Origin of the sequence: Streptomyces sp. AK02-01A, from assembly GCF_033795305.1 — a bacterium.
GTDB lineage: Bacteria > Actinomycetota > Actinomycetes > Streptomycetales > Streptomycetaceae > Streptomyces.
The window spans coordinates 1-13,688 of the sequence record NZ_JARBAE010000018.1 but is presented as its reverse complement, the minus strand read 5'-3'; the positions used below and the strand labels follow the sequence as shown (position 1 = coordinate 13,688).

Genomic DNA, 13,688 nt, shown 5'->3' with positions numbered 1-13,688 from the left:
CTGGTGTGGGGCGATCAGGTCCCTCACCGGTCCGTATCCGACAGTTCGACATCCGAGGTGACGTAGGCGTGGCTCTTCCGCCCCTTACCCCTGAACAGCGCGCAGCCGCGCTCGAAAAGGCCGCCGCGGCTCGCCGGGAGCGGGCCGAGGTCAAGAATCGACTCAAGCACTCCGGCGCCTCCCTCCATGACGTCATCAAGCAGGGTCAGGAGAACGACGTCATCGGGAAGATGAAGGTCTCCGCCCTGCTTGAGTCCCTGCCCGGCGTGGGCAAGGTCCGCGCCAAGCAGCTCATGGAGCGGCTCGGTATTTCCGAGAGCCGCCGTGTGCGTGGTCTCGGCTCCAACCAGATCGCCTCCTTGGAGCGCGAGTTCGGCGGCGGTGGCGCCTGACGTTTCCGGGCACCCCCGGAAACCTGGATAATCGCTGCATGGCAGCAGAGGCACGACCGCGGCTGACCGTGCTCTCCGGCCCCTCCGGGGTCGGTAAGAGCACGGTCGTCGCCCATATGCGCAAGGTCCACCCCGAGGTATGGCTCTCGGTGTCGGCCACCACCAGAAAACCGCGCCCCGGCGAGCGCCACGGCGTCCAGTACTTCTTCGTCTCCGACGAGGAATTCGACAAGCTGGTCGCAAATGGTGAGCTGCTGGAATGGGCGGAGTTCGCGGGCAATCGCTACGGCACTCCGCGCCGGGCGGTCCTCGACCGCCTGGAGGCCGGCGAGCCGGTACTGCTGGAGATCGATCTCCAGGGCGCCCGGCAGGTCAGGGAATCGATGTCCGATTCCCGGCTGGTCTTCCTGGCTCCGCCGAGCTGGGACGAACTGGTGCGCCGCCTCACTGGCCGGGGCACCGAATCAGCCGAGGTGATCGAGCGCCGGCTGGAGGCCGCTCAGGTGGAGCTGGCCGCCGAATCGGAGTTCGATACGACGCTGGTCAACACCTCGGTCGAGGACGTCTCACGCGAGCTGCTAGCCTTGATGGCAGTTGCTTGATCTTCTGTGATTTCCTCGCACCTCGTGTGCTCCGGCGTCACCGGTGCCGAGTGTTCTCGGCGCCACCAGTCTTCTGACTGTTTTCCGTTTTCCTGAATTATCTTCGGAAGGTCCAGAGAGTGTCCTCTTCCATCACCACGCCCGAGGGCATCATCAACCCGCCGATTGACGAGTTGCTTGAAGCCACTGACTCGAAGTACAGCCTCGTGATCTACGCGGCCAAGCGCGCGCGTCAGATCAACGCGTACTACTCGCAGCTCGGTGAGGGCCTGCTGGAGTATGTCGGTCCGCTGGTGGACACCCATGTCCACGAGAAGCCGCTCTCGATCGCCCTGCGTGAGATCAACGCGGGACTGCTGACCTCCGAGGCCATCGAGGGCCCGGCCCAGTAGGCGCACACGCTCTTCATCCAGGCCCGGCAGCGCGACTGCCGGGCCTGTGGTGTGTCATGTGGTGGTGTCATGTCTGGGACGCAGGAGGGGAGACACGGTGGACAAGCCGAAGGTCGTTCTGGGGGTCGCGGGCGGGATCGCCGCGTACAAGGCGTGCGAGCTGCTGCGGCGGCTCACCGAATCCGGCCATGACGTACGGGTCGTACCGACCGATTCGGCCCTGCGTTTCGTCGGGGCCGCGACCTGGTCGGCCCTCTCCGGTCATCCGGTCTCCACCGAGGTCTGGTCCGACGTCCACGAGGTGCCGCACGTACGGATCGGGCAGTCCGCCGATCTGGTCGTCGTCGCTCCGGCCACCGCCGATCTGCTCGCCAGGGCCGCGCACGGTCTCGCCGGTGATCTGCTCACCAACACACTCCTGACCGCGCGCTGTCCCGTCGTGTTCGCACCGGCCATGCACACCGAGATGTGGGAGCACCCGGCCACCCAGGAGAACGTCGCGACGCTGCGCCGGCGCGGAGCCGTCGTCATCGAGCCCGCCGTCGGCCGTCTCACCGGCGTCGACACGGGCAAGGGCCGGCTTCCCGATCCCGGAGAGATCTTCGAGGTCTGCCGCCGGGTCCTGGCACGCGGCGTGTCCGGGCCCGACCTGGCCGGCCGCCATGTCGTGGTCAGCGCGGGCGGTACGCGCGAACCGCTCGATCCCGTGCGCTATCTGGGCAACCGCTCCTCGGGAAAGCAGGGATACGCGCTGGCCCGTACGGCGGCGGCCCGCGGAGCGCGGGTCACCCTGATCGAGGCCAACACCGGGATGACGGACCCCGCCGGAGTGGACGTGGTCCATGTCGGGACGGCCGTACAACTGCGTGAGGCCGTCCTGAAGGCCGCCGGTGAGGCCGATGCCGTGGTCATGGCGGCCGCCGTCGCGGACTTCCGGCCGGCGGTCTACGCCGAAGGCAAGATCAAGAAGAAGGACGGTGCGGAGCCCGCGCCCGTCGCGCTGGTCCGCAACCCGGACATCCTCGCCGAGATCTCCGCCGAACGGGCACGGCCGGAGCAGGTGGTCGTCGGCTTCGCCGCGGAGACGGACGATGTCCTCGCCAACGGCCGCCGGAAGCTTCTGCGCAAGGGATGCGACCTGCTGGTCGTGAACGAGGTGGGAGAGCGCAGGACATTCGGCGCCGAGGAGAACGAAGCGGTCGTGCTGGCGGCGGACGGCGGCGAGACACCTGTGCCGTACGGGCCCAAGGAGGCCTTGGCGGATGTCGTGTGGGATCTGGTGGTACCGAGGCTGGGCCGGGCGCGTACGGGAGAGGCCGGCGGCTGACCGCGACCGGGCGGGAACCGGCGTCCGGGCGCCGGACCGCGACGCGGCTTCCCGCTGCCGGGACGCGGGACGTATGAATTCTTTGTTGCGTCCCTTTCGCGGCGTTCCTTCGGATGTGTCGCTCCGATGGTCGAAACCCGATGAAACCCGGCGTAGTCATCTCTGGCCAGGGCCGATCGCCGTACCGCATAATGCAGTGCCGCGGGCGACGGGACTCCCACAGACCGAGACACCTGGCCCCGTGGTCCCATACGACCGATAAAGTGGTCGTGGACCGTCGCGGGGCCTGCAGCCTCCCGCCGGTCCGCCAATGATCAGCCAGCAGCCGCTGCAACCTCAGGGAGCGATGTGTCCCGCCGTCTGTTCACCTCGGAGTCCGTGACCGAAGGTCACCCCGACAAGATCGCTGACCAGATCAGCGACACCATTCTTGACGCGCTCCTCCAGGAGGACCCGTCCTCCCGGGTCGCCGTGGAGACCTTGATCACCACCGGTCTGGTCCATGTGGCCGGCGAAGTGACCACCAAGGCGTACGCGCCGATCGCCCAGCTTGTGCGGAACAAGATCCTGGAGATCGGCTACGACTCCTCGAAGAAGGGCTTCGACGGCGCCTCCTGCGGCGTTTCGGTGTCCATCGGCGCGCAGTCGCCCGACATCGCCCAGGGCGTCGACACGGCGTACGAGAAGCGGGTCGAGGGCGACGAGGACGAGCTGGACAAGCAGGGCGCCGGCGACCAGGGTCTGATGTTCGGCTACGCGTGCGACGAGACGCCCGAGCTGATGCCGCTTCCGATCCACCTGGCGCACCGGCTCTCGCGCCGCCTCTCCGAGGTCCGCAAGAACGGGACCATCCCGTATCTGCGTCCTGACGGCAAGACGCAGGTCACCATCGAGTACGACGGCGACAAGGCCGTCCGTCTCGACACGGTCGTTGTCTCCTCGCAGCACGCGTCCGACATCGATCTGGACTCGCTGCTCGCTCCCGACATCCGCGAGTTCGTCGTCGAGCATGTCCTCAAGGAGCTCATCGACGACGGCATCAAGCTGGAGACCGAGGGCTACCGCCTGCTGGTCAACCCGACCGGGCGCTTCGAGATCGGCGGCCCGATGGGCGACGCCGGCCTGACCGGCCGCAAGATCATCATCGACACGTACGGCGGCATGGCCCGCCACGGCGGCGGCGCCTTCTCCGGCAAGGACCCGTCCAAGGTCGACCGCTCGGCCGCGTACGCGATGCGCTGGGTCGCCAAGAACGTGGTGGCCGCCGGCCTCGCCTCGCGCTGCGAGGTCCAGGTCGCCTACGCGATCGGCAAGGCCGAGCCGGTCGGTCTCTTCGTCGAGACCTTCGGCACCGCCAAGGTCGACACCGAGAAGATCGAGCAGGCCATCGGCACGGTCTTCGACCTCCGTCCGGCCGCGATCATCCGCGACCTGGACCTGCTCCGCCCGATCTACGCGCAGACCGCGGCGTACGGCCACTTCGGCCGGGAGCTTCCCGACTTCACCTGGGAGCGCACGGACCGCGTGGACGCCCTGCGCGAGGCCGCCGGAGTCTGAGCCCCGGCCGCACCCGCTCACCACGACGGCCCCGGACCGCACGACGGTCCGGGGCCGTCCGGTGCCTGCCCGCCGCCGGGTTCCGTGGCCCGCGTTGTCAGTGCGGTCTGGTAGTTATGAAGCTGTGAGCAGCGACGACAAGCAGCCCGAGGATCCCGCCGGTGGCGGGCCCGAGCAGCTTGCGCTCATCCGCGAGAGCGTGCGGAAGGCCAAGGTGCCGCGGGCGAAGCCGCGGACCTGGCGCGGGGCCGCGCTGGCCGAGGAGCTGCCGGTCGCGCGGGTCGTGGTCAACAAGGGCGTGCTGCACCTCGACCAGTTCTTCGACTACGCCGTGCCGGCGGAGCTGGACGAAGCCGCGCGACCCGGAGTGCGGGTGCGGGTGCGATTCGGCGCCGGGGCGCACCAGGTGCGCGGCGGGCGGCGCGAGGGCGGCCGGCTGATCGACGGATTCGTCGTCGAGCGGCGAGCCGAGTCCGACTACGCGGGACCGCTCGCCGCGCTCGCCGGAGTGGTGTCGCCGGAGCCCGTGCTCGGCGCGGAGCTGCTCGCGCTGGCGCGGGCCGTCGCCGACCGCTACGCCGGCAGCCTGGCGGACGTGCTGCAGCTCGCGGTCCCGCCGAGGAACGCACGCGCCGAGTCGAAGCCCTCTCCGGAGCCGCTGCCGCCTCCGGCCGCGCCGGAGGCCGGGACCTGGGAGCGGTACGAGAAGGGAGCGGCGTTCCTCGACGCGCTCGCCGGAGGCGGCGCGCCGCGGGCCGTATGGACCGCGCTGCCCGGCCCGCACTGGGCGGACGAGCTGGCCCGGGCCGTGGCGGCGACGCTGGCCTCGGGGCGCGGCGCGCTTGTCGTCGTACCGGACGGGCGGGTCGCGGCGCGGCTCGACGCCGCGCTCAGGGCGCTGCTCGGCGAAGGCCGGCACGCACTGCTGACGGCCGAGGCCGGGCCGGAGAAGCGCTACCGGGAATGGCTCGCGGTACGGCGCGGCTCGGTGCGGGCCGTCGTCGGAACCCGTGCGGCGATGTTCGCGCCGGTCCAGGACCTCGGGCTGGTGGCCATCTGGGACGACGGCGACGGCAGCCACAGCGAGCAGCACGCACCGCAGCCGCACGCCCGGGAGGTGCTGCTGCTGCGCGCCGCTCACGACAAGTGCGGCTTTCTGCTGGGCAGTACGGGCTGCACGGTCGAGGCGGCCCAGCTTGTCGACACGGGCTGGGCGCTGCCGCTGGCGGCGGGACGGGAACAGGTGCGGGTGGCCGCGCCGCTGGTGCGGACCGTCGGCGACGGCGAACTGGCGAGGGACGAGGCGGCGCGCGCCGCCCGGCTGCCCAGCCTCGCCTGGCAGGCGGTCCGGGACGGGCTGAAGAGCGGACCGGTGCTGGTGCAGGTGCCCCGGCGCGGCTATGTGCCCCGGCTGGCGTGCGAGCGCTGCCGTACCCCGGCGCGGTGCCTGCGCTGCGCGGGACCACTGGAGGCCGCGGGGGAACGGGAGTTGCACTGCTCGTGGTGCGGCCGCGAGGAGCGGGACTGGCGCTGCCCGGAGTGCGGCGGTGCTCGGCTGCGCGCGCGGATCGTGGGTGCGCGCCGGACGGCGGAGGAGCTGGGCCGGGCCTTCCCGGCCGTTCCGGTCCGCACCTCGGGACGTGACCATGTGCTCGATTCCGTGCCGGGACGCCCCGCGCTCGTCGTCTCCACTCCCGGCGCGGAGCCGGTGGCCGAGGGCGGTTACGCGGCGGCGCTGCTGCTGGACGGCTGGGCGATGCTCGGGCGGCCGGATCTGCGCGCGGGAGAGGAGGCCCTGCGCCGCTGGATCCAGGCGAGCTCGCTGGTGCGCGGCCAGAGCGAGGGCGGCACGGTCGTCGTGATCGCCGAGCCGACGCTGCGGCCGGTGCAGGCGCTGGTGCGCTGGGATCCGACCGGGCACGCCCGGCGGGAGCTGGCGGAGCGGGCGGAGCTGGGATTTCCGCCGGTGTCACGGATGGCCACGGTGACCGGCCGGGCGGAGGTGGTCAGCGCGTTCCTGGCGACCGCCGGACTGCCGGGCGACGCGGAGGTGCTCGGGCCCGTGCCACTGCCGCTCGCGGAGCCGGGCAGGCCGCGCAGACCGGGCGATCCTCCACCGGGCGAGCACTGGGAGCGGGCCCTGCTGCGCGTCCCGCAGGGCAGCGGCGCCGCTCTGGCCGGTGCGCTGAAGGCGGCGCAGGCGGCGCGGCTGGCCAAGGGCGGCGGCGATCCGGTACGCGTGAGAATCGATCCACCGGACATCGGCTGAGGCCGGAGCGCCGCGCCGCCGCTGATACGGCGGCGGTCGCCGGCCGGAGGCGGTGCGGTCGTGCGGCTGCCGGCCGCACCGCCCCGTTCGTGTCGCCGCTCCCGGGCCTGTCCCTCGGTCTTCGCGGGCCGATCCGCGAAGGCCGGTCAGGAAGGACATGAGCGGCGGGCGGGTCAGCCGCCTCGTGGCCCGGGAAAGGCACCCGGGCGGGCTTCCTCACGGAGGGAGTGGCTGCTCGCCGTCGGCTGCGGCGGCATCGATCGCGCCGCGGGAACCGCGGGCACGGTGCCCGGTACCGCCGACAGCGGCGGCCGGGGCGCGGTGGTGTCCTGCGGGCGGTCCGCCTCGACCGTGTGGGGCTGCTGCGCGGCCCGCCGCGTGCCGTAACGCCGGTGCACCGCCTGCTTGGTGACACCGAGCGCCGAGCCCACCGCGTCCCACGAGAAGCCCAGCGAGCGGTCGAAATCCACTGCCGCGGTCACCAGGGTCTCGACGCTGTCCCTCAGCTCCTGCGCGAGGCGGACGGTCGGTGCCGGGGCTCTGCCGTACACGACGAATCCCGTGGACGGGCCCGAGCGGCGCGGGCGGTAGACATTGCCCAACTGGGCGGTGAGGGTACGCAGCGCGTCCACCTGGCGCCGGACCCGCTCGATGTCCCGCACCAACAGGTGCAGACTTGCCCGGGCTTGTGCGTCGTGGGTTGCGTGGTCGGCCATGAACAAGCCTCTCGAACCGGCGTTGAAAAGGATCCGGGCCGCACCGGTGCGGCCCGTACTGGTCAATCTCTCTTGACAACGCGCCACCCGGCGTTGTGGTCACGCTGCGGGGGCGTATCCGCATATGTGCGGGGCGCGCGGTCCGTCGTACGCCCCCCGAGCCAGGGGCCCATAGACTGGTGCGCTGCTCGATCACCGCACGTACCCGTCCGCGAGTACACACCAGTCCGAGAGGCAGTGAGCCACCGATGAAGCTCGTCTTCGCCGGCACCCCCGAGGTCGCCGTACCCGCCCTGGACGCACTCATCGCCTCCGACCGGCACGATGTCGTAGCCGTCGTGACCCGGCCCGACGCGCCCGCCGGGCGCGGACGCAGGCTGGTCGCCAGCCCGGTCGCGCAGCGCGCGGAGGAGGCCGGTATCGAGGTGCTCAAGCCGGCGAAGCCGCGCGACGAGGACTTTCTGGCGCGGCTGCGCGAGATCGGCCCCGACTGCTGTCCCGTCGTCGCGTACGGCGCGCTGCTGCCCAGAGTCGCCCTCGACGTGCCCGTCCACGGCTGGGTGAATCTGCACTTCTCGCTGCTGCCCGCCTGGCGCGGCGCCGCACCCGTGCAGCACGCCGTCCTGGCGGGCGACGAGATGACCGGCGCCGCCACCTTCCAGATCGAGGAAGGGCTGGACTCGGGCCCCGTGTACGGCGTGATCACCGAGCGGGTACGGCCCTCCGACACCAGCGGCGATCTGCTGACCCGGCTGGCCTTCGCCGGCTCCGGGCTGCTCGCCGCGACGATGGACGGAATCGAGGACGGCTCCCTCAAGCCCGTACCGCAGCCCACCGAAGGCATCTCGCTCGCGCCGAAGATCACCGTCGAGGACGCGCGGGTGGAGTGGTCGGCGCCGGCGCTCCGGGTGGACCGGGTCGTCCGCGCCTGCACACCCGCGCCCGGCGCCTGGACCGTGTTCCGCGCGGAGCGGCTCAAGCTGGTCCATCTGGCACTGCTTCCCGGACGTACGGAACTGGCGCCCGGCGAGCTGGCCGTCGGCAAGAACAACGTGTACGCGGGCACCGGCTCCCACGACGTCGAGCTGCTCTGGGTCCAGCCGCAGGGAAAGAAGCCGATGCGCGCCGCCGACTGGGCGCGAGGCGTACGGATCGCCCCGGGCGAACGGCTCGGCGCGGCGGACGTACGCTGAGAGGGATCGACTCTTCTCACCGCGGAGCACCTTTGAACGAGCAGGCCCCTCGCCGTCCCGCCAAGCCGTATCGCCGCCCCAAGAAGGATCCCGTGCGGATTCTCGCCTTCGAGGCGCTCAGGGCCGTCGACGAGCGGGACGCGTACGCGAATCTCGTGCTGCCGCCGCTGCTCAGGAAGGCCCGGGAGAAAGGCGATTTCGAGACCCGGGACGCGGCCCTCGCCACCGAGCTGGTGTACGGGACGCTGCGCCGGCAGGGCACCTATGACGCGATCATCTCGGCCTGCGTCGACCGGCCGCTGCGCGAGGTCGATCCGCCGGTGCTCGACGTACTCGCGCTCGGCGCGCACCAGCTCCTGGGCACCCGGATCCCGACCCATGCCGCGGTCTCCGCGAGCGTGGAGCTGGCCCGGGTGGTGCTCGGCGACGGACGCGCCAGATTCGTCAACGCGGTGCTGCGGAAGATCTCGCAGGACGACCTGGACACCTGGCTGGAGCGGGTCGCGCCGCCGTACGACGAGGACGCCGAGGACCATCTCGCGGTCGTCCACTCGCATCCGCGCTGGGTGGTCTCCGCGCTCTGGGACGCGCTGGGCGGCGGCCGTGCAGGTATCGAGGATCTGCTGGAGGCCGACAACGAACGGCCGGAGGTGACCCTGGTCGCCAGGCCCGGCCGCGCCACCACCGATGAGCTGATGGACGCGCTGGGCGAGGAGTCCGGGCTGCCGGGACGCTGGTCGCCGTACGCGGTACGGCTCGCGGAGGGCGGCGAACCGGGAGCCCTCGACGCCGTCCGCGACGGGCGGGCCGGAGTCCAGGACGAGGGCAGTCAGCTTGTCGCGGTCGCCGTCGCCAACGCGCCGCTGGACGGCCCCGACAGGCGCTGGCTCGACGGCTGCGCGGGACCCGGCGGCAAGGCGGCGCTGATGGCCGCGCTGGCCGCCGGACGCGGCGCCTCGCTGCTGGCCGCCGAGAAGCAGCCACACCGGGCGCGGCTCGTCGAACGCGCGCTCGCCGGGAATCCCGGCCCCTATCAGGTGATCACCGCGGACGGCACCCGCCCGCCATGGGTCCCGGGATCCTTCGACCGGGTGCTGGTCGATGTGCCCTGCTCGGGCCTCGGCGCGCTGCGGCGCAGGCCGGAGGCGCGCTGGCGGCGGCGGCCCGAGGACCTGGAGGGCTTCGCGCCGCTCCAGCGCTCGCTGCTGCGGGAGGCGCTCAGCGCGGTACGGGTGGGCGGTGTCGTCGGATACGCGACCTGTTCACCGCATCTCGCCGAGACCCGGGTCGTCGTCGAGGACGTGCTCAAAGGACGCGGCGGCCCGGCCGCCGAGGCCGAGTGGATGGACGCCCGGCCGCTGATGCCCGGTGTACCGGCGCTGGGAGACGGCCCGGACGTCCAGTTGTGGCCGCATCTCCACGGTACGGACGCGATGTATCTGGCGCTGCTGCGTCGCACGGCCTGACCTCTCGGTCGGCGCCGGGGCCGCGGCGGGACGGGACGGCCCCGGCGCGGGCGCGGAAACGCGCGGATTGCGCGGACTGTGCCCCTGCCGCCCGGCATTGGTCCGTACCGAGGTCCGCATCGGTGTCGGGAAGTGGTCCGGAGCATGGCAGGCTTGGCACATGGCCCAGATCAACCCCAGCATCCTGTCCGCCGACTTCGCGCGTCTCGCCGAGGAGGCCAAAGCCGTCGACGGCGCCGACTGGCTCCATGTCGATGTCATGGACAACCACTTCGTGCCCAATCTGACCCTGGGCGTGCCGGTGGTCGAGGCGCTCGCGCGGGCGACGGACATCCCGCTGGACTGCCATCTGATGATCGAGGCTCCGGACCGGTGGGCTCCGCAGTTCGTCGAGGCGGGCGCGGGTTCGGTGACCTTCCACGCGGAGGCCGCCGCCGCCCCCGTACGGCTCGCGCGCGAGATCCGCGCCAAGGGCGCCAGAGCGTCCATGGCGCTGAAGCCGGCGACGCCCGTCGAGCCGTACGAGGATCTGCTTCCCGAGCTGGACATGCTGCTGATCATGACCGTCGAGCCGGGCTTCGGCGGGCAGGCGTTCCTGGACATCATGCTGCCCAAGATCCGCCGTACCCGGGAGCTGATCTCCAAGCACGGTCTTGAGCTGTGGCTCCAGGTCGACGGCGGGGTCTCGGCCGGCACGATCGAGCGATGCGCGGAGGCGGGCGCCGATGTCTTCGTCGCCGGCTCCGCGGTGTACGGGACGGACGATCCGGCGGCCGCGGTACGCATGCTGCGCAACCAGGCGGACGAGGCCACGGCAGCCTCTTCCTGGGCGTGCGGCCACTGAGCCACAGGAACGTGAACGGGACCCATCGGGGCTGATCAGGGGCCGCTGGATCTGACAGGATGGACAGCGAATCCCGAGTATGCGCAGCAGTGAGGAGACAGCGGTGTCTGGTATGGCGGCGGGTCGACCAGCCCTGCGGATGGGACCCGCGGAGCTGGTGCAGGCGGCGGCCATGGCCCGTCGCTTCTACCTGGAAGGCAAGTCCAAGATCCAGATCGCGGAGGAGTTCGGCGTCAGCCGCTTCAAGGTGGCGCGGGTCCTGGAGACGGCGCTGGAGCGCGATCTCGTGAGGATCGAGATCCGCGTGCCCGCCGAACTGGACGCGGAACGCTCCGACGCGCTGCGCGCCCGCTACGGCCTGCGGCACGCGGTGGTCGTCGAGTCGCCGGCGGAGGGCACGGAAGAGTCGCCCGACCCGGAGAACCTGGGCGAGGTCGCCGCCGATCTGCTGGGCGAACTGGTGACCGAAGGCGATGTGCTCGGTCTGGCCTGGGGCCGGTCCACGATCCATATGGCGGCCGCGCTCGACCGGCTGCCGCCTTGTACGGTCGTCCAGCTCACCGGTGTGTACGACGCCGGCACGGCCGAGCGCGGCTCGGTCGAGGCGGTCCGGCGGGCCGCGCAGGTGTCCGGGGGAGAGGCGCACCCCATCTACGCTCCGATGCTGCTGCCCGACACGGCGACCGCCGCCGCGCTGCGCGCCCAGCCCGGTATCGCGCGCGCCTTCGAGTACTTCGACAAGGTCACGGTCGCGGCCGTCTCCATCGGGTCGTGGGAGGCGGGCATCTCCACCGTGCACGACATGCTCACCGACGAGGAGCGCGGCCACTACGCCTCGCTCGGTGTCGCCGCCGAGATGTCCGCGCATCTCTTCGACGCGGAGGGCCGGCGGGTCGGCCGCGATCTCGGCGAGCGCTGCATCACGGTCGAGGCCGACCGGCTGCGCCGTATCCCGGAGGTCGTGGCGATCGCGGGCGGGCTGCGCAAGGCCGAGGCGATCGGGGCCGTGCTCCGCTCGGGACTCGTCACCAGCCTGGTCACCGACACCGTCGCCGCGGATTTCCTGCTGACGCGGTTCACGCCGGCGCCCCGGCCCGCGCTGGAGCGCCGCGACCCGGACGGCGACTGACCGACCGGGCGCGCTCGGACTTCCGAGCGGCTCACCGAGCGGGTCACCGGTCTCCAGTGCACCCGTGAGCCGCTCACCGCCATGACGGGCGGTGCTTCGGGTAGGCTCCACGAGTAAGGCAGGTTCTCCTGTCTGACGCGGAGCCCCCACCTCTCTTCGGAGAACAGAAGATCGTGGGGGCGTTTTTCTGTGTCCTTCGTGAGAGCGACCTGCGCCGTTTCATCTGGAAAATGGTCATTATGCGTTTCCTTGAGCCCGGCACCGGTCAGCTTCTGCCGAATCCTTCCGTGCCTTACGACCTCACCTACGACGATGTGTTCATGGTGCCGAGCCGTTCGGCCGTGGGCTCGCGGCAGGGTGTGGACCTCTCCTCGCCCGACGGCACCGGTACGACCATCCCGCTCGTCGTCGCGAACATGACCGCGATCGCGGGCCGCCGGATGGCCGAGACCGTCGCCCGGCGCGGCGGGCTCGTCGTCATCCCGCAGGACATCCCGATCGAGGTCGTCGCCGATGTCGTCTCCTGGGTCAAGTCCCGCCATCTGGTCCTTGACACGCCGATCGTCCTCGCGCCCGCCCAGACCGTTGGTGACGCGCTGTCCCTGCTGCCCAAGCGGGCGCACGGCGCGGGTGTTGTGGTGGACGAGGAGAGGCGGCCCGTCGGGATCGTCACCGACCACGATCTGACCGGCGTCGACCGCTTCACCCAGCTCTCCGAGGTCATGTCGAAGGATCTGCTGCTGATCGCGGCGGACATGCACCCGCGTGAGGCGTTCAACACCCTCGACAACGCCAACCGCAAGCTCGCGCCGGCCATCGACGCCGACGGCGGGCTGGTGGGCATCCTCACCCGTAAGGGCGCCCTGCGCGCGACGCTCTACACGCCGGCCACCGATGCCCGGGGCACGCTGCGGATCGCCGCCGCCGTGGGCATCAACGGCGATGTCGCGGGCAAGGCCAAGCAGCTTCTCGACGCGGGCGTCGACACGCTCGTCGTCGACACGGCGCACGGCCACCAGGAGTCGATGATCGCCGCCGTCAAGGCCGTGCGCGCGCTCGACCCGCAGGTGCCGGTCGTCGCGGGCAACATCGTCGGCGCCGAGGGTGTACGCGATCTCGTCGAGGCCGGCGCGGACATCATCAAGGTCGGTGTCGGACCCGGCGCCATGTGCACCACGCGCATGATGACCGGCGTGGGCCGGCCGCAGTTCTCCGCCGTGCTGGAGTGCGCCGCCGAGGCGAAGAAGTACGGCAAGCACGTATGGGCCGACGGCGGGGTCCGGCATCCGCGCGATGTCGCCATGGCACTCGCCGCCGGCGCGTCCAATGTCATGATCGGATCCTGGTTCGCCGGTACGTACGAGTCCCCGGGTGATCTTCAGCAGGCCGCCGACGGACGCCTCTACAAGGAATCGTTCGGCATGGCCTCCGCCCGCGCGGTGCGTAACCGTACGAGCGAGGAGTCGGCGTACGACCGCGCCCGCAAGGCGCTGTTCGAGGAGGGCATCTCGACCTCGCGGATGTTCCTCGACCCGTCCCGCCCCGGTGTCGAGGACCTGATCGACTCGATCATCGCCGGAGTGCGGTCCTCCTGCACCTACGCCGGAGCGAACTCTCTGGAGGAGTTCGCGGAGAAGGCGATCGTCGGGGTCCAGAGCGCCGCCGGATACGCCGAGGGAAAGCCGCTGCACGCGAGCTGGAGCTAGCTTGATCTTTAACCTGTGCGGCGTGGACGCGGGGTCGTTGACTTCTTCGTGCGTTGCTTCGCGGAGCCTGGTTTGCCAACTGTGTGCACGTCATA

The 13,688-nt window shown here is 71.4% G+C and carries 12 protein-coding genes; 11 read left to right on the top strand and 1 reads right to left on the bottom strand.

Annotated elements, in window-relative coordinates; translation table 11 throughout:
• Positions 1 to 68 precede the first annotated feature (68 nt).
• From PV679_RS18375 to PV679_RS18350, 6 genes are all read left to right on the top strand, one after another.
• Positions 69 to 392, top strand: coding sequence for an integration host factor (locus PV679_RS18375; protein WP_319681383.1), 324 nt, complete (start codon positions 69 to 71; stop codon positions 390 to 392).
• 38 nt (positions 393 to 430) lie between these two features.
• A complete protein-coding gene (gene gmk, locus PV679_RS18370) occupies positions 431 to 994 on the top strand; it encodes a guanylate kinase (RefSeq protein ID WP_319681382.1) in 564 nt (187 codons plus the stop codon).
• 119 nt (positions 995 to 1,113) lie between these two features.
• On the top strand, positions 1,114 to 1,386 hold the full coding sequence (gene rpoZ / locus PV679_RS18365; RefSeq protein ID WP_003970369.1) for a DNA-directed RNA polymerase subunit omega: 273 nt from the start codon (positions 1,114 to 1,116) through the stop codon (positions 1,384 to 1,386).
• 97 nt (positions 1,387 to 1,483) lie between these two features.
• On the top strand, positions 1,484 to 2,713 hold the full coding sequence (gene coaBC, locus PV679_RS18360) for a bifunctional phosphopantothenoylcysteine decarboxylase/phosphopantothenate--cysteine ligase CoaBC (RefSeq protein WP_319681381.1): 1,230 nt from the start codon (positions 1,484 to 1,486) through the stop codon (positions 2,711 to 2,713).
• A 348-nt stretch (positions 2,714 to 3,061) separates the two neighbouring features.
• Positions 3,062 to 4,270, top strand: a complete 1,209-nt coding sequence (gene metK, locus PV679_RS18355) for a methionine adenosyltransferase (protein ID WP_319681380.1) — start codon at positions 3,062 to 3,064, stop codon at positions 4,268 to 4,270.
• A 124-nt stretch (positions 4,271 to 4,394) separates the two neighbouring features.
• Positions 4,395 to 6,539 carry a primosomal protein N' gene (locus PV679_RS18350; protein WP_319681379.1) on the top strand — a complete coding sequence of 715 codons (2,145 nt, stop codon included), beginning with the start codon at positions 4,395 to 4,397 and terminating at the stop codon, positions 6,537 to 6,539.
• A gap of 173 nt (positions 6,540 to 6,712) precedes the next feature.
• Here the strand turns inward: PV679_RS18350 and PV679_RS18345 are convergent, their stop codons facing one another.
• Positions 6,713 to 7,255, bottom strand: a complete 543-nt coding sequence (locus PV679_RS18345; protein WP_319681378.1) for a hypothetical protein — start codon at positions 7,253 to 7,255, stop codon at positions 6,713 to 6,715.
• 248 nt (positions 7,256 to 7,503) lie between these two features.
• Here PV679_RS18345 and fmt point away from each other — a divergent pair, with 248 nt between their 5' ends.
• The 5 genes from fmt to PV679_RS18320 all read left to right on the top strand — a co-directional run bounded on the left by fmt (position 7,504) and on the right by PV679_RS18320 (position 13,593).
• The gene (gene fmt, locus PV679_RS18340) at positions 7,504 to 8,448 is read left to right on the top strand and encodes a methionyl-tRNA formyltransferase (protein ID WP_319681377.1); all 945 of its coding nucleotides are present in this window, start codon (positions 7,504 to 7,506) and stop codon (positions 8,446 to 8,448) included.
• Between the two features lie 32 nt (positions 8,449 to 8,480).
• The gene (locus tag PV679_RS18335; RefSeq protein ID WP_319681376.1) at positions 8,481 to 9,914 is read left to right on the top strand and encodes an RsmB/NOP family class I SAM-dependent RNA methyltransferase; all 1,434 of its coding nucleotides are present in this window, start codon (positions 8,481 to 8,483) and stop codon (positions 9,912 to 9,914) included.
• A 160-nt stretch (positions 9,915 to 10,074) separates the two neighbouring features.
• Entirely contained in the window at positions 10,075 to 10,758 is a 684-nt protein-coding gene (rpe, locus tag PV679_RS18330; protein WP_319681375.1) for a ribulose-phosphate 3-epimerase, read from the top strand.
• A gap of 79 nt (positions 10,759 to 10,837) precedes the next feature.
• On the top strand, positions 10,838 to 11,887 hold the full coding sequence (locus PV679_RS18325) for a sugar-binding domain-containing protein (protein WP_319681374.1): 1,050 nt from the start codon (positions 10,838 to 10,840) through the stop codon (positions 11,885 to 11,887).
• 239 nt (positions 11,888 to 12,126) lie between these two features.
• On the top strand, positions 12,127 to 13,593 hold the full coding sequence (locus PV679_RS18320; protein WP_319681486.1) for a GuaB1 family IMP dehydrogenase-related protein: 1,467 nt from the start codon (positions 12,127 to 12,129) through the stop codon (positions 13,591 to 13,593).
• The last annotated feature ends 95 nt before the right edge of the window (positions 13,594 to 13,688 follow it).